11 protein-coding genes are annotated in these 16,964 nt (G+C 48.7%); 6 read left to right on the forward strand and 5 right to left on the reverse strand.

The genetic code is table 11. From position 1 onward, the window contains the following. Window positions 1-74 precede the first annotated feature (74 nt). Both ulaR and ulaG read right to left on the reverse strand, forming a co-directional pair. Entirely contained in the window at window positions 75-830 is a 756-nt protein-coding gene (gene ulaR / locus EOJ37_RS02315) for an HTH-type transcriptional regulator UlaR (protein WP_127957307.1), read from the reverse strand. A 277-nt stretch (window positions 831-1,107) separates the two neighbouring features. Then, entirely contained in the window at window positions 1,108-2,172 is a 1,065-nt protein-coding gene (gene ulaG, locus EOJ37_RS02320) for an L-ascorbate 6-phosphate lactonase (protein WP_127957310.1), read from the reverse strand. Between the two features lie 447 nt (window positions 2,173-2,619). On the opposite strand from ulaG, the gene ulaA reads away from it, so the two are divergent. From ulaA to EOJ37_RS02350, 6 genes are read left to right on the forward strand one after another with little or no spacing between them, the layout of a single operon-like run. After that, window positions 2,620-4,017, forward strand: coding sequence for a PTS ascorbate transporter subunit IIC (ulaA, locus tag EOJ37_RS02325; RefSeq protein ID WP_127957313.1), 1,398 nt, complete (start codon window positions 2,620-2,622; stop codon window positions 4,015-4,017). Between the two features lie 15 nt (window positions 4,018-4,032). Then, window positions 4,033-4,338, forward strand: a complete 306-nt coding sequence (gene ulaB / locus EOJ37_RS02330; RefSeq protein WP_127957316.1) for a PTS ascorbate transporter subunit IIB — start codon at window positions 4,033-4,035, stop codon at window positions 4,336-4,338. 10 nt (window positions 4,339-4,348) lie between these two features. Then, window positions 4,349-4,825: a PTS ascorbate transporter subunit IIA gene (gene ulaC, locus EOJ37_RS02335; RefSeq protein WP_127957319.1), complete on the forward strand. Its 477-nt coding sequence runs from the start codon at window positions 4,349-4,351 to the stop codon at window positions 4,823-4,825. A 22-nt stretch (window positions 4,826-4,847) separates the two neighbouring features. Next, window positions 4,848-5,504, forward strand: a complete 657-nt coding sequence (locus tag EOJ37_RS02340) for a 3-keto-L-gulonate-6-phosphate decarboxylase UlaD (RefSeq protein WP_127957584.1) — start codon at window positions 4,848-4,850, stop codon at window positions 5,502-5,504. Between the two features lie 9 nt (window positions 5,505-5,513). Further along, complete coding sequence (locus EOJ37_RS02345) at window positions 5,514-6,386, forward strand: L-ribulose-5-phosphate 3-epimerase (protein WP_127957322.1); 873 nt, start codon at window positions 5,514-5,516, stop codon at window positions 6,384-6,386. After that, the gene (locus EOJ37_RS02350; protein WP_127957586.1) at window positions 6,374-7,072 is read left to right on the forward strand and encodes an L-ribulose-5-phosphate 4-epimerase; all 699 of its coding nucleotides are present in this window, start codon (window positions 6,374-6,376) and stop codon (window positions 7,070-7,072) included. The genes EOJ37_RS02345 and EOJ37_RS02350 overlap by 13 nt, the downstream gene beginning before the upstream one ends. Window positions 7,073-7,214: 142 nt before the next feature. On the opposite strand, the gene EOJ37_RS02355 is transcribed toward EOJ37_RS02350, so the two are convergent. The 3 genes from EOJ37_RS02355 to EOJ37_RS02365 form a co-directional block, all read right to left on the reverse strand. Continuing rightward, window positions 7,215-10,058, reverse strand: a complete 2,844-nt coding sequence (locus EOJ37_RS02355; protein WP_162473642.1) for an autotransporter outer membrane beta-barrel domain-containing protein — start codon at window positions 10,056-10,058, stop codon at window positions 7,215-7,217. A 368-nt stretch (window positions 10,059-10,426) separates the two neighbouring features. After that, on the reverse strand, window positions 10,427-13,711 hold the full coding sequence (locus EOJ37_RS14765; protein ID WP_240651656.1) for an autotransporter outer membrane beta-barrel domain-containing protein: 3,285 nt from the start codon (window positions 13,709-13,711) through the stop codon (window positions 10,427-10,429). Window positions 13,712-13,945: 234 nt separating this feature from the next. Next, window positions 13,946-16,906, reverse strand: coding sequence for an autotransporter outer membrane beta-barrel domain-containing protein (locus EOJ37_RS02365; RefSeq protein ID WP_162473643.1), 2,961 nt, complete (start codon window positions 16,904-16,906; stop codon window positions 13,946-13,948). Window positions 16,907-16,964 lie beyond the last annotated feature (58 nt).

The following is a 16,964-nucleotide window of genomic DNA, read 5'->3' on the forward strand; positions in this document are numbered from 1 at the left end:
TTAAACTGACGAGCAACTTAACGACTGTGCGCTAATTTTCCAACGAGCCAAAATATCGTGTCGTAGTGAACGGTTCACACCAGCATTACCTCCACACCCTGCTGACGCAATTGTGCCACAATCACCGGATCGGCATCACGGCCAGTAATAACAATGCTGATCTGTTCAGTGCGGCTAAACAGCATTCCAGCGCGTTGCCCCACTTTACTGCTGTTTACCAGCACCACTAATTTACCAACATAGCTCAGCATCTTCTGTTCTGCCATTGCAGTAAGCATATCGGTTTTATACAGACCATCGATAGTCAGGCCAATACCACTGGTAAACATCCAGTGTCCGGCATACAGGCTGGCATCGCTATCTTGTGGTGCCAAGGTAATTGATTGCCCTTTGTGATATTGACCGCCAATAATCACCACACTCTCATGTTCAGACTCAATCAGATAATTGGCCAGTGGCAGGTAGTTGGTGATCACTTGCACCCCTTTACCACACATTTCACGCCCCAACAGAAATGCCGTGGAACCACAGTTGATCACCACGCTCTCGCCTTCTTGGCAAAGTTGCGCTGCGGCTTTAGCGATCCGCATCTTCTCATCCAGGTGTTGGGTTTGATGAATGTTCATCGGTGTCCAGAATGGACGTGACGAATGGTTAGCTTCTGCACCATTACGCACTTTACGTAATTTGCCGCTCTGATTGAGTTTATTAATATCGCGCCTTGCCGTTGCTGGTGAAACATCGAAAGCAGCAATCACATCGGCCACGGAAAGTTGCCCCTTGTGCTGTAATAGATCCAGGATGGCATTATGGCGTTGAGATTCGGTCATGCGGACTCCACAAGAAATGGCAATAATTGCAAATTACACCGTTAACAAAGCTAACGGCAAAATGACAGGGCACGATTATGAATGTTTTTTGCTCTATCGGCCAACCGATTACTGCGGTTAACCCCATTCATTGACGACATCGACAGCCATCGCCGTTTCCCGGCCTTCTGACATGAGAAATAAGCAGAAGAGCAGGGAAACGTGCATAGCGCGCCGACGCCTATTGGCTAAGTCATGCCGGTTAATGTGGGTATTCTACACACTTTGCCGGCGACACTTACAGGAATGACGTAAACGGCAGATCAGGCTCAATAGTGAAGCAATCATCAAAACCGCGTGGATAGTGATATTCAAAATTATCCTTGTCCAATGGCCAGGTAAATTTACCCCCAACCTGCCAGATAAATGGCTTGAAGCCATACTTCAGGCGATCTTTCTTCATCTGCCACAATACGCGGATCTCTTGCGGATCAGCCTGGAAATTCGACCAGATATCGTGATGGAACGGGATCACCACCTTGGCATTCAGTGATTCAGCCATGCGCAGAATATCCGAGCTGGTCATTTTATCGGTAATACCGCGCGGGTTCTCGCCGTAAGAGCCTAGCGCAACGTCGATCTGGTGATCATTACCATGTTTGGCGTAGTAGTTGGAGTAGTGAGAATCACCGCTGTGATAAAGCGAACCGCCTGGCGTTTTGAACAGATAGTTGACCGCACGCTGATCCATGCCATCCGGTAACACACCGGCGGCTTTCTGCTCCACTGGCAGTGTAATCAATGCAGTACGGTCAAAAGCATCCAGCGCATGAATCTCTACATCTTTGATTTTAATCACATCACCTGGTTTAACCACTATACAGCGCTCTGCCGGTACTCCCCAGCTTAACCAGAGATCAACACAACTTTGTGGCCCGATGAAAGGCACCGACGGATCACAGTTTTGCATCACTGCTGCGGCTACGTTGACATCAATGTGGTCGTTGTGATCATGAGTCGATAACACGGCATCAATATTTCTGATGGCAAAGGGATCAAGCACAAACGGTGTGGTACGCAGATTGGGCTGTAACTTTTTCACCCCCGCCATACGCTGCATCTGGTGACCGGTTTTCATCAGTGGATTGCCGTGGCTCTGTTTGCCAGTGCCACACCAAAAGTCGACACAAAGATTGGCGCTACCCTCTGATTTTAACCAAATACCGGTACAGCCCAGCCACCACATGGCAAAGGTTCCTGGTGCCACCTGCTCTTGCTCAATCTCTTCATTCAGCCAGGAGCCCCACTCAGGAAAGGTGTTCAATATCCAAGATTCACGTGTAATGGTGCTGACTTTACTCATTGTTCGATCCTCATCAACATAAATGGCATCAGTGGTTTAATCAAAAACAATCATATTGTGATTTATTATGATTAATATTGATTAAAGCTAACACCATTCAGTAATCACTGCAAGGGGTATTCACTCACCGCTGATAGCGCCAATGCGATTTTTGTGATGTTACCGATCGGTTAATTGGTTATTTTTAGCGCAATTGATCACTAACAGAACGTGTTATTCGAACAATTAAGTGGTTACAGTAAATATCCACATAACTTGAGAGGTTGTTCACAAATAATCATAAATCTTCTTTTCATGATTTGTTTTGATTGCTAGCTTGAGCACATCCTGAATGTACGTTGGCTTTGTAGGCATCTGCTTTGCGTTGTCACTGCCAGAGATTGCCGCAAACAGCAACTGAACCAGCGTATCTGACCAGGTATTGCCAAACGCTATTTGGAGAGCTGTATGCAAACCCTTTACGCCATATTCACCGTCTTTTTCAATCAAGTAATGACCAATGCGCCACTGCTGCTTGGCCTAGTGACTCTGCTGGGTTACCTGTTGCTGCGTAAGAGTGCCGCAGTCATTATTAAGGGAACTATCAAAACCATCATTGGTTTTATGCTGCTACAGGCGGGTTCCGGTATTCTGACCGGCACATTCAAGCCGATCGTGGCTAAACTTTCTGCGGTACACGGTATTAATGGTGCTATCTCTGACACTTACGCTTCAATGATGGCCACTATTGAACGCATGGGGGATGCCTATAGCTGGGTCGGCTACGCGGTGCTGTTGGCCTTGGCACTCAATATTGTTTATGTGCTGTTACGGCGCATCACCGGCATTCGCACCATCATGCTGACAGGTCATATCATGTTCCAGCAAGTGGGTCTGATTGCCGTCTTTTTCTACATCAGCGGTTATAGCATGTGGGTCACGGTGCTTTGCAGTGCGATCCTGGCATCGCTGTATTGGGGCATCACTTCGAACATGATGTTCAAACCAACCCAGTCAGTGACCGAAAATAGCGGCTTCTCGATTGGTCACCAACAGCAGTTTGCCTCTTGGCTGGCCTATAAACTCGCCCCGTATGTCGGCAAGAAGGAGGAGAGCGTCGAAGATCTCAAGTTGCCCGGTTGGCTGAACATTTTCCATGACAACATCGTTTCGACCGCGATTGTGATGACGCTGTTCTTTGGCATCATTCTCGGCTCCTTTGGCCTGGAAACCCTGCAACAAATGGCAGGAAAGACACACTGGAGCATCTATATTCTGCAAACTGGGCTGATGTTTGCCGTCGCCATTTTCATCATCGTTCAGGGTGTGCGGATGTTCGTTGCCGAACTGACCGAAGCGTTTAACGGCATTTCACAACGGCTGATCCCTGGTGCGGTGCTGGCAATCGACTGTGCAGCCATCTACAGCTTTGCCCCCAATGCTGTGGTATGGGGCTTTATGTGGGGCACCATCGGCCAGTTGATTGCAGTAGGCATTCTGCTACTGATTGGCTCACCCATCATGATCATTCCTGGCTTCATTCCGCTCTTCTTCTCCAACGCCACTATCGGTGTGTTCGCCAACCACTTTGGCGGCTGGCGTGCAGCACTGAAAATCTGTCTGGTAATGGGGATGATCGAAATCTTCGGTTGCGTCTGGGCAGTCAAACTCACCGGACTGAGCGCTTGGATGGGAATGGCAGACTGGTCAATTCTGGCACCACCATTGATGCAGGGTTTAAGTACCGGACTGTGGTTTATGGCAGTGGTACTGGTGATTGCCTTGGCATACATGTTCTTCGCTGGACGCACCTTACGCGCAGAAGAAGACGCAGAAAAACAGCTCGCTGAAACAGCATCAAACTAACCTGGAGAGCACATCATGACAGTACGAATTCTTGCAGTATGCGGCTGTGGTCAAGGCAGTTCGATGATCATGAAAATGAAAGTAGGACAATTTCTTACCCAACAGGGTGTTGATCATACCGTGCATAGCTGTGCGGTCGGTGAATACAAAGCTGAGTTGAGCGGTGCTGACATCATCATCGCTTCCACTCACGTCGCGGATGAGATCACAGTCAGTGGTAACAAATATGTGGTCGGGGTGCGCAATATGCTGTCAGCCGCCGACTTTGGTCCCAAGTTGATGGAAGTGATTAGTGCCCATTTTCCACAGGACATCAAATAGGAATATCGTGATGAAACTGAGTGACTCATTACGTGATAACAATGCCATTTTGTTGCAGGCCGAAGCTCAGGACTGGCAACAAGCGGTGAAACTCGGCGTCGATCTGCTGGTTAACGCAGGTGTCGTCGAACCGCGCTATTTTGACGCCATTTTGGCGGGGGTCGAGCGGTTCGGCCCTTACTTTGTGCTAGCACCAGGGTTAGCCATGCCTCACGGCAGGCCGGAAGAGGGAGTATTAAAAACCGGTTTTGCGCTGGTCACGCTAAAGCAGGCGGTCTGCTTTGGCGACGATGATAACGATCCGATTGATATCTTGATCACTATGGCTGCTGTCGATGCCAAAACTCACCAAGAAGTTGGCATTTTACAAGTGGTCAATCTGTTCGAAGATGAAGCCAATTTTGATCGTTTACGTGCATGCCGAACACCGGCTCAGGTGTTGGATTTAATTAATCAAACTTCTGCCGCTACAGCGGCTTGTTTGTAGTGATTCAATTAAGGGGTTCATGATGCAAAAAACATTACCGATGCTACAGGTTGCACTAGACAACCAATCTATGGAAGAGGCTTACCAGACCACTCGACTGATCGCCAATGAGGTCGACATTATCGAAGTGGGTACTATTTTGTGTGTCGCAGAAGGGGTTCGGGCAGTGCGCGATCTCAAAGCGCTCTACCCAGATCGCATTGTGCTGGCCGATGCCAAAATTGCTGATGCCGGTAAGATCCTCGCACGGATGTGTTTTGAAGCCAACGCAGACTGGATCACCGTGATCTGCTGTGCTGACATCAATACCGCCAAGGGCGCGTTAGGCGTTGCCAAAGAGTTCAGCGGTGATGTGCAAATTGAACTGACCGGATTTTGGACTTGGGAACAAGCGCAACAGTGGCGTGATGCCGGGATCACACAGGTAGTTTACCACCGCAGCCGTGATGCACAGGCAGCGGGGGTAGCCTGGAGTGAACAAGACATCAGTGCCATTAAACGCTTGTCCGAAATGGGGTTCAAGGTCACGGTAACCGGCGGATTGGCATTGGAAGATCTGCCGTTGTTCAAAGAGATCCCTATTCATGTCTTTATTGCTGGTCGCAGCATCCGCGATGCTGCCGATCCAGTGGCCGCCGCCAGGGAATTCAAACGTACCATTGCCCAATTGTGGGGTTGAGGAGCCAGCATGTTGCAACAAACCGTTCCTTTGGGCATTTATGAAAAGGCGCTGCCTGCCGGTGAAGATTGGCTGGCTCGCCTGGAGTTAGCACGCGAGTTAGGGTTCGATTTTGTTGAGATGTCGATCGACGAAAGTGATGAGCGACTGGCACGCTTAGCGTGGAGCGGTGAGCAGCGGCTGGCACTGGTAAAAGCCGTGACCTGCAGTGGTGTGCGCGTGCCCTCAATGTGTCTCAGTGCTCATCGCCGCTTTCCTTTGGGTAGCGAAGATGACGCCATACGCCAGCAGGGGCTGAAAATTATGCAGCAAGCCATCCTGCTAGCGCAGGATGTCGGCATCCGTGTGATCCAGTTGGCGGGTTACGATGTCTACTACCAACAGAGCAACGACAATACCCGCGCCCGCTTTCGCGCCGGACTTCAGCAAGCTGTAGAGTGGGCTAGCCGAGCACAAGTCACGCTGGCGATGGAGATCATGGACTATCCGTTAATGAACTCAATCAGCAAAGCACTCGGCTATAGCCGTTATCTGAATAACCCTTGGTTTCAGCTCTACCCAGATATCGGCAATCTTTCAGCCTGGGATAACGACGTGACGCTGGAACTGCTGGCAGGTCGTGGTCATATCGTTGCGGTGCACGTCAAAGATACTCGACCCGGCGTGTTTAAGAATGTTCCGTTCGGTGACGGTGTGGTTGATTTCGAGCACTGTTTCAGCTTGCTATTGCAGAGTGGTTATCGTGGCCCCTATCTGATTGAGATGTGGAGCGAAAAATCCGCAGATCCGATTAGCGAAGTGCGCGCCGCACGTGCCTGGGTGATCGAAAAGATGGCGAAAGCCGGGCTGAGCATAGGAGTAGGATCATGTTGCAACAGCTAATACAGCAAGTCTATGAAGCCAATATGGCACTGCCAGCGCATGGCTTGGTGACCTACACTTGGGGCAATGTCAGCGGTATTGATCGCCAACAGGGTCTGGTAGTCATCAAGCCAAGTGGTGTTCCTTATCAGCAGATGCAGGCCAGCGACATGGTGGTGCTCGATCTCATGGGCAATGTTCTTCAGGGGCGTTTTCGCCCATCATCAGATACTGCCACCCACTTAGAGCTGTACCGCCGCTATCCTCAACTGGGCGGAATTGTACACACCCACTCCACCCATGCCACGGCCTGGGCGCAGGCTGGGCGCGCAATTCCGGCTCTGGGTACCACACATGCTGACTATTTTGCCGCCGATATTCCCTGTACCCGAGGGCTAACCGCCGCAGAGGTAGCCGGTGAATACGAACGCGAAACCGGGCGAGTAATCATTGAGACGTTAGCCGCAGAGGATCCACTGCATACGCCAGGGATTGTGGTTTATCAACATGGCCCGTTCAGTTGGGGGCGCTCTCCTGACGAAGCAGTACATAATGCTGTGGTACTGGAAGAAGTGGCAAAAATGGCCTGGATTAGTTGCAGTATCAACCCAGCCTTACGCCAGATTGATGCCCATTTACTGGAGAAACACTTCAGCCGTAAACATGGCCCCAATGCCTATTACGGACAGAAAGATACCGCCAGTTAACACTGGCTAATAACACTGGCTAAACCAGGCTAATCACTGCCTGGCATCTGTTTGGTTGCTAAGTGAACGTGTATGCCTCTCCCGATAAAGGGAGAGGCTGCACCGAGCCGCTGGGGTTTCAACCCAACACGTTTAAACCCCACTAGAAGTGATACTTAATCGCCAACTGTGCTGCTGTATCGCTGTAGCTGGAACTGCCCATTTGATAAGTGATGTAACCAGAAATATCCCACTGATTGGTCAATTGACCATCAACACCCAATTTCAGCTCGGCAATATTACTGGTGCCATCCTGTTCCAGTTTGTAGCCATCCATGACACTGGCAAACTTGTTGCTGTTGTACAGCCAGTTTGCTTCAACAAACGGTTGGAAGGTACGCATATTTCCCTTGGTTCCGGTACGTGTCAGCAAGAAGGTCTTCACACCCAGACGCGCTTGCAGGTTGCCATCACCATCACCACTAACCCGAGTGCCATTCGCTTCAACGTGGTCATCAGCCTTCACCCCTTGCCAAACCAGTTGCGCCTGTGGTTGTACAAACCAGGAGAAGTTTCTTGCCCCACTCTCCAGCAGCTTGAATGCGTATCCGCCTTCAATCGCAGCAGTAAAGCCCTTCGATTTATAGCTCTCTTCCGCTAAACCCTGGCCGCTGACCTTGTTGTCGAACCAACTGTATTGCAGTGAAGTATCCGCATACCAACCAGACTGGTTGATCCCGCGTGCATACCAAGTGGCATACAGGCCAACGCTATAACCATCCACTTTACCATCGGCTTTGTAACCAGTCAGATTGGCGGTATTGCTGCTCTTACTGCTACCGTATCCAGCCATCACCCCAAGATTCAATTTACCCGCGTTAGACGGTACCCACTGGAATATGTTGCCACCGAGCTGTACTAAATAACGATCAGTACGCATCTTCACCTGACCGCTATCATCGTGCGAACGGGTCTGACCAGTTTTAGTCCGTAGCCACATACTGGCAATGCTTGAATCACTCTTCTTGGCCAGCAGATGCGGCATCTGACCTAAACGATCCTGCAAACGGAAGGTTAACAGATTATTGGCTGCTGCCAGGTTACCCGCATAGGCGGCCGCTTCTGGACGACGAACCTCCGGTTCAGCGGCAACGTCTGGTGCAGGGGCTGATGGAGCATCTGGCGCAGGGACTGATGGAGCGTCGGGAGCCGGCGCTGATGCGGCATCAGGAGCAGGGGTGGCATCGGCTGAAGTCTCAACGCGTTGCGCAGATTTGGCTCCCTGCAACGAACTGTGCAGATACCAACTGGATGGATTAGCGCCCCTACCCTGCTGTAAAAAGTAGTCGTGTGCACCGGCAACAATGCGCCCTTCCTGCACAAACTTACCGATTGATCTGCCGCTGACCTTAATCAGCTCAATACCTCGCAGCGCCAAAGCACCTCGACCACCTACGTTATTGACACTCACTCGGGTCGTGCCCTGCACATTACCATTGATAACCAGCGTATCAACAACCGAGTCATCATCACCATTTAGCACGCCATCAAATAATACCTGTCCATTTTCACCAAGATAGTTACCGTTAATCACCGTCTTATCGCCAGCACGACCATTCGCCATTGAGATGGTGCCGCTATTGACGAAATTATTGACGTTGTTAAAGGTGGTTGTCTGCCGTACAGACGGATCACTGCGATTTGCCGTAATCAACAGACCAGCATTAGAGATAAAATTGCCCGTCGCACTACCCAAGTCGTTAGTACCACCCGAGCTGTCCCAAGTGCCATCGGCACCATTGTGAAAGGTGTTACCCGAACCGGCAAAGGAGACGCTACCCACCAACTGACCGTAGTTACTGAACGTCGTTACACCACTTGTGGTATGCACCACCTGTTGTGATGATAGGTTGGAAGAGGAGCGGACAATGCCTGAATTGATAACGTTGACATTGTTGCTACCTCTGAGCATTAACGCCCCTTGTTTGCCTTCAACCCTGCTGTCACGGTCAATATTCAGTAACAGATCACCAACCCCAGAGTGCCAGGCTTCAATACCATACCCGTTCACACCGACGACATTACCGGTGGTGGTGATCGCGAGTAATCCCTTGCCCGCATTCTGGGCTAAAATCCCCTCATCGTAGCCTTCGGCATCAGCTACGTTGATGATTAAATCGGAACCGTTAACACTGTTATAGGCAAAAACACCAGACTGACTTCTTCCGACCACCTTTTGGGTAGTGGTGATATTGACTGAACCCGTACCGGCGTTATAGGCATAAATACCGGAGTTGTAACCAGAAACATTGGCTGCTTTGATGGTTAGGTTAGTGCCTCTATTATTCAAGGCATAAATACCGAACTCTTTGTTACCGACCACATTTTTGGCATCAATAGAGAGTGAACCACTGCCTTGATTTTGTGATTGAATACCTGAGTAATCACCATAGACCTCATTGGCAGTGATGTTCAGGTCAGTACCGCTGTTTTTAGCATGAATGCCATATTGATGTGTACCAATCGCCTTAATTTTGCTCAGGATAGACAAAGCGCCTGTGCCGGTATTTACAGCAGAGACACCACTATTACCAGACACTTCCATGCTGTTTACTTTCAAATTATTGCCCGCATTTTCAGCATAAATACCGTGCTGTCGGACACCTTCAACCATGCCGTAGGTGTCAATAAACATGTCGCCAGTGCCACTGTTTTTGGCATAAATACCATGTTCTTGGCCCTGGACATGGTTGGCCACTATCTCGACCATACGCGAAGCAGCATCAACATGGATACCATCATTCATCAACCCAACCACTCGACCATTCGTGCCGATTTTTACTCGACCAAACAAATTCGATTTCGGTGTTATCTTTACCGAGATACCGTTATTAGCCCCGATAATTTTCGAACTATAATTATCATCAAAATAAGCAGAATAAATCGCATCCAAGCGAAGAGCATCACCAAACAGCGTTTCAATTCCAAAACCACGTTCTGTCGTCACATTTATTGATGTATTTTTCAACGATTGCGTTTCATCAAAAACTTCATCTGACGCACCAGAGCAATTAAAAGTCAATGCTCCTTCATGTATTAGAGCACAACTACCGGCTTGAGCTGCGCCACTAAAGCAGCTCAATATCAGACTACTTAATAATGCGTATTTACTGTTTTTCTTGTAAGCCCAGTATGAATTCCGTTTTGACATCGAGAAGCACTCCTAAAAATATGAAGTATTAGCCACTGCCGTCACTGACGACATGATTTTTTAGATCACTTAATCAACACACCTACCGCATCGATCATCGGAATCAGGGGGCTAAATAAGTCAAACAGCCCCCTGCCTGAATGCCGAATAACGACTATCTGTGATTAAAAATGGTACTTGACAGACAACTGTGCTGCGGTATCGCTATAACGAGACTGACCAAGTTGTTGAGTAATGTGACCTGAGAGATCCCACTGACGACCTAATTGACCATCAACACCCAACTTCAACTCAGCAATATTATCCGCACCATCCTGGCTAACCGTGATGCCATCCATCACGCTGCTAAACGATTTACTGTTATGCAACCAGTTTGCCTGCACGAAGGGCTGGAAAACACGTGCCGGCTGCTGCTCACTGCTACCATTCAGTTGTAGGAAGGCTTTGACCCCAAGACGACTTTGTAAATTACCATCGCCATCAGCGCTGACACGGGTACCATTCGCCTCAACATGCTGATCGGCACGTACTGCCTGCCAAGTTAGCTGTGCTTGTGGCTGGATAAAGGCAGCGACACTCTTCGTTTCATTCTGGTTAACTTTAAAGGAATACCCCGCTTCAACAGCGGTGGTGACCCCTTTCGACTTGTAGTTCTCTTCAGCAAGCCCTTCACCACTGACGGTGTTATCGAAGCGGTTATATTGCATCCAGCTATCCAGGTACCACCCCAACTGATCGTGTTGCTGTGCATACCAGGTGAGATAGATACCAAAACCATAACCATCGACCTTACCATCTGCACGATAACCGCTCAGATCGGAGAAACTGCGACTTTTGCTATTGGCATACCCAGCCATCAGGCCAAGGTTAACTTGACCAAGCTCCGGTTGCTGCCACTGCGCAATATTGCCGCCCAATTGCACCAGATAACGATCGGCCTCCGTATTCACCTGGCCACTCTTGTCACGTGAACGGTTATGGCCTGCGGCAGTGCGCAACCACATACTGCTGACACCGGTCTCTCCACTGACGGGATCAAAATAGACGGTTTCACCTAAACGATCTTGTAGTCGACTATTCAGCAAACTGTTGGCGGCAGCCAAGTTACTGGCATAAGCGGTTGCTTCAGGACGATGAGTATGAACTGCATTCGGATCATCAAACACCGGTGTACTGGCATAATTGATACCATCTGGCGAAGGCATTGCTGCACTCAGGTTATCGAAGGCAGTACGTATCCGCTTGCTGGTCAGATACCAACTGCCGACCTGGCGTCCATTACTGCCATCCCCAGCCGTCAGTGTGTAATCATAGGCACCAGCAGCAATACGCCCTGCGGAGAATGAACCAAGAAGAGTGCCGGTCACACGGATCAACTCAATGCCATTCAGCACCTCTGCGCCAACACCACCAATGTTGGAAACGGAAACCGAAGACGAACCATAGAGATTTCCGTTAATAACTAGCTGATCTGACAAAGAGTCATCACCATCCAATTGAACATCAAACAGCAGTGTGCCATTAGAACCAATGTAATCACCATTGATCACCGTGGTATCGCCGGCGCGGCCATTCGCCATACTAATGATGCCACTGTTAGACACAGCCCCTTTCAAGTTCAAGGTCGTCGTCTGTGCAGTGTTCACCGATTTATTGGCCATAAGCATCGTGCCAGCATTGTTTACAGTGGTGGGATGATCGCTACCGAAATCACTGGTACTGCCACTGAGATCCCAAGTCGCCCCCACATTGTTAATAAAGGTGCTCGGGCCATCGCTGAATGAAACACCGCCTTGCATAAGGCCCTGATTAATAAATCCTACTTCTCCTTTTGCCCGCACAGCTATTTTTGAGCTGTCTCTAGAACTGGTTCGAATCACACCATTATTAGTTAATTCAATGCCTTTTTGCGCAGTAAGATTAAGTGCTGTATTGGCGCCTTCCACCATGCTACCGGAAGAGATAGTGACCTTTAATTTACTGTTGCCAGCATCAGCTTCAATGCCATTGCCCTGTGAGGCTGTGACCATTCCGCGAGTGGTGATCGATGTGTTGCCTGAACCGGAGTTATTAACTTTAATAGCGTTGCGATAACCGGTCACATTTGCAACATCAACAACAACATTACCAACGGCATTATTGTGCAGCAGATTGATTGCATCTTCGCTGGCACTGGAAACAGTGCCGTTCGTTGTCAGTGTTAGCCCTTTCTCGCCAGCATTGATGATTGAAATTGCGGTCAGCAGACTAGTCACATCGCGTACATTCAAGCTGCTGCTTTCACCCTTATTATCCAAAACAATGCCGTTCCCTTTACTGGCTCTGACATTAGCGGCAGTGACATTCAGTGCGCCCGAACCGTTATTTTTGGCATAGATACCGTGACGATAAGCGGAAACATTGCCCGCTGTTAGTGACAGCGCGCCACTACTGTTAAGCAACTCAATCGCATCGCCCGCTCTCGCCGTGACGTTCGCAGCAGTCACATTCAACCCAGCACTACCGCTGTTTTGCGCATAAATTCCTTGGCTGTAGCCCAAGACATCATTCACTGCGATATTGAGGCGGGTTCCTGCCGCAGAGTTTATGGCATTAACACCATACCCTTTACTGCCGACAATCTTGCCACTGCTGCTAATACTTAACTCACCCGAACCACTGTTGTGTGCCCGAATACCATAATAATCAGCATTAACGTTAGCAGTACTGATGGTTAAATCAGTACCGTTATTATTGGTAGCATCAATACCATAATTCTGGGTGGCAGTGAGATCACCCCTGGCAATAATGGATAACTTTCCCGAACCGTAATTATTGGCAACAATCGCACTACGGCCAGAAACCTTATTGACGTCAATATTCAGATCGACACCACGGTTAGTGGCGATAATGCCATCACCACTATGCCCACTCACTGTACCGCTGCTGGTAATCGAAAACTCACCACCAAGATTGCTGGCATTGATACCATTGACACCACCAAACACATCATTGACCGATATCTTGAGCCGCGTTTTTGGGTTGTGCAAATAGATCCCATCCTGCCTAATCCCGGTGATCGTGCCATTGCTGACGATAACACCATAGTCACTAGCTTCTAGATAGAAACCGTAATCACCCCCCGTGATCTGCGAGTGGTATGAGTCAACAAAATAGGCCAGATCAGAAAAGATCAAGCGAAATGCATCCCCCCTAAGCACTTCAAGACCAAAGCCTTCCTCGGTTACGAGCGCCAAGTAAGCCCCCTCGGGGAAAGTAGGTTGTGTATCTGTTGCACTATCAGCAGCGCCGGTACAGTGATAAACACGACTAGTTGCTGACTGAACAGTACAACTTCCTGCATGAGCCATACCACTCAAACAACTTAAGATCACACTGCTCAACAGAGTACGTGTGAGTAATTTGCTACTGTTTCTTTTGTACTTTTGATCTAAATTCCGTTTGGACATCAAAATTTACCCCTATCGGTATAAGAAAACCACCGCCGTCACCAACGGCAACAGAGCGCACCATATGTTTAAATATGTTACATTGTTAATGATGTCTAATGAATAGAAACAGAAGGATTATTTATCACTTTTTGTTTTTAAAAAAATCAAACAACCATAAAAAAATTATAAATAGATATAAAATCGGGCTATATGAACTATAGCCCGACAACGCATCTATATTAATAATCAGTTTTAAAAGTGATACTTAAGGGATATTTGTGCAGATGTGTCGCTGTAACGTGCCTGCCCCACCTGTTGGGTCAGATGACCAGAGAGATCCCACTGACGATTGAGCTGACCATCAACACCCAATTTCAACTCAGCAATGTTGTCAGCCCCATCCTGAGTTACTCGGACACTGTTCATCACGCTGCCGAAAGACTTGCTGTTATGCAGCCAGTTCGCTTCAACAAATGGACGGAATGCGCGCGCCTTCTCCTTCTCGACACCGGTATGCAGTTGTAAGAAGGCTTTCACGCCCAGTCGGCTTTGCAAATTACCGTCACCATCACCGCTGACTAGGGTGCCATTGGCTTCAATATGCTGATCAGCGCGCACTGCCTGCCAGGTCAACTGTGCCTGAGGCTGAACAAAACCCACCACACTCTTGGCTCCATTCTCTGCGACTTTAAAGGTATAACCCCCTTCTAGCGCCGCAGTTACCCCCTTCGATTTGTATTTCTCTTCAGCCAAGCCTTGACCACTTACCGTGTTATCAAAACGGTTATATTGCGCCCAGCTATCCAGATACCAGCCCAAATGGTCACTGTGCTGTGCGTACCAAGTGGCATAGAGACCAACACCGTAACCTTCTACTTTGCCGTCAGCACGGTAGCCACTGATATCTGAATCACTACGGCTCTTGCTGTGGGCATAGCCGGCCATTACACCCAAGTTAAACTGCCCCACACCCTGTTGCTGCCACTGGACAAGATTGCCCCCCAACTGCAACAGATAACGGTCAGCTTCACTGTTTATCTGACCACTCTGATCGCGTGAACGATTCTGACCCGCTTCAGTACGCAGCCACATGCTGCTGACACTGCCCTCAGCACTCAGCGGATTGAGATAAGCGGTATCCCCCAAGCGATCACCGACCCGGCTAGTTAACAGGCTATTGGCGGCAGCCAAGTTGCTGGCGTAAACCGTCGCTTCAGGACGCTGGGTCTGTACTGCATTAGGATCATCATGTTCCAGAGTATTCACATATCCAGTCCCATCCTGAGCAGGGGCATCAGGGGCGTAAGGATAACCCGCTCCAGCACTATCAGGTGCTGGCGCACCAGGATATCCAGCGTCATCAGGTACTGGCGCACTGAGGTTTCTAAACGCGGTGCGTATTCTACTGCTCGTCAAATACCAACTTCCTACCCTTCTGCCATTTCTACCATCACCCGATACCAGGAAGTAATCATAAGCACCACCGGCAATACGCCCTGAGATCAACTGGGCATTGGATCGACCAGAAACACGGATCAACTCAATACCATTCAGCGTTTGTGCACCACTGCCGCCAGCATTATTAACCACCACGGTTGAGTTACCACTGATATCGCCGTTAATCAGCAGCTTATCTGTGCGTGAACGGTCATCCGCCAATGCGGTATCAAAGATCAAAAACCCGTTCACACCAATGTAATTGCCATTGATGATGGTAGTATCACCGGCTCTGCCATTCGCCATAGTGAGGGTGCCACCGTTAATAAAGGTGCCGACATTGTTGAATGTGGTAGTCTGCGCTGAACTTACCGCGCGGTTGGCGGTTATTATCGTGCCGCTGTTCGTCACTAGGCCACAATTACAGGTAATTGATGAATCAACGTTGAAGTTGTTAGTACCGCCACTGGTATCCCAAACCGCACCCAGATTATTGTTAACATTCTGTTTACCGCCACCCAGTGAAAGCGTTCCCAACAAATATCCGCTATTGTTAACAAAGGTGTTACCACGAGAATCGATTGCGGTGTCTGCCGAGTTACGTGTTATGTTCTGTATGACTCCATCATTGATGATGTCAAGCTGCGGACCTACGCCTCCTACGCCCCTGAGTTGCATTGCGGCCTCTTTGCCTTCAACCACACTGCCGGAGTGAACACGGACACGCACATTACTTCCTGCTGAGGGGTAGTGAACAATAATACCTACACCTGACTGGCCGGTGACTGTACCTCGGGTATCAATGTTCACATCACCCCGCCCTTGTTTGATCGCCTGGATCCCAACTTTATAACCATAAACATTATTGACATCTATCGTTAACTCATCTCCAGCCCGTTGGCTCGCATAAATACCAGTATGGGAATCGGCTAAAACAAGTCCCGAATTGTAAATACGCGTGTTGCCAATACCACCATTTGTCACATGTATCCCATGGACGTAACCGTGAACATACTTTGTATTGATCGTAATGTCGGTGGCTTTTGAATAGAGCCGATTAACAGCTCTAATTCCAGCACCTCGCTCACCAAAAGTATTGGCGTTGTTAATCGTCAAAGCGCCACTATTACTCTGTTCAGCAAAAATACCATCGAGCGCCCCAGCAACCGACTCAACATTGATATCCAACGATGTACCATTATTTTTGGCATAAACACCATAGCCAGATTCACCAGATATCTCGCCGTTAGAGCTAATACTTAATTTACCAGTACCATTATTTTCCGCAAAGATACCATCGGTATGCCCACGTACTTCTAAGCCATTGATAATCAAATCCGTTCCGCTATTTTTAGCATTAATTCCTTCATAATGAGTACCGACAACCTCTCCTTCAGCTGTGATGGATAAAGATTCTTTACCACTATTTTGAGCAAGAATCCCGTGCCGACCACCAACATTATTAGCATTAATACTTAATGATAAGCCCTTATTATTAGCTTCAATACCCGCACCTGTTACACCTTCGACGCGACCAGAACTATTGATAACGGCTTTACCTTGAAGCTGATCAAGGTAGATACCTCGATGTTGACCAAAAACATCATTCACATCTATCCGCGACGTACCGGAATACATTGTGGCTTTGCTGTCGAAGTGAATACCATCTCCTCTATGGCCAATTATTGTACCATTGCTTAAAATATGCGAGCCAGCGCTATAACCTTCATGCTTGGAATAAATACCATGCATATCTCCTTTGATATAGGATCCCATCCTGTCCGAAAACCTGAAAAAGGTATTTTTCATATTAAATGTGAAAGCATTACCGGAC

Source organism: Serratia microhaemolytica (assembly GCF_004011885.1).
Lineage (GTDB): Bacteria > Pseudomonadota > Gammaproteobacteria > Enterobacterales > Enterobacteriaceae > Serratia_G > Serratia_G microhaemolytica.

Bases quoted from the DNA above. Each gene is read 5' to 3' on its own strand.
- ulaR (WP_127957307.1), bottom strand. From the start codon at position 830: ATGACCGAATCTCAACGCCATAATGCCATCCTGGATCTATTACAGCAC.
- ulaC (WP_127957319.1), top strand. From the start codon at position 4,349: ATGAAACTGAGTGACTCATTACGTGATAACAATGCCATTTTGTTGCAG.
- ulaB (WP_127957316.1), top strand. From the start codon at position 4,033: ATGACAGTACGAATTCTTGCAGTATGCGGCTGTGGTCAAGGCAGTTCG.
- ulaG (WP_127957310.1), bottom strand. From the start codon at position 2,172: ATGAGTAAAGTCAGCACCATTACACGTGAATCTTGGATATTGAACACC.
- EOJ37_RS02365 (WP_162473643.1), bottom strand. From the start codon at position 16,906: ATGGGATCCTATATCAAAGGAGATATGCATGGTATTTATTCCAAGCAT.
- EOJ37_RS02345 (WP_127957322.1), top strand. From the start codon at position 5,514: ATGTTGCAACAAACCGTTCCTTTGGGCATTTATGAAAAGGCGCTGCCT.
- ulaA (WP_127957313.1), top strand. From the start codon at position 2,620: ATGCAAACCCTTTACGCCATATTCACCGTCTTTTTCAATCAAGTAATG.
- EOJ37_RS02340 (WP_127957584.1), top strand. From the start codon at position 4,848: ATGCAAAAAACATTACCGATGCTACAGGTTGCACTAGACAACCAATCT.
- EOJ37_RS14765 (WP_240651656.1), bottom strand. From the start codon at position 13,711: ATGTCCAAACGGAATTTAGATCAAAAGTACAAAAGAAACAGTAGCAAA.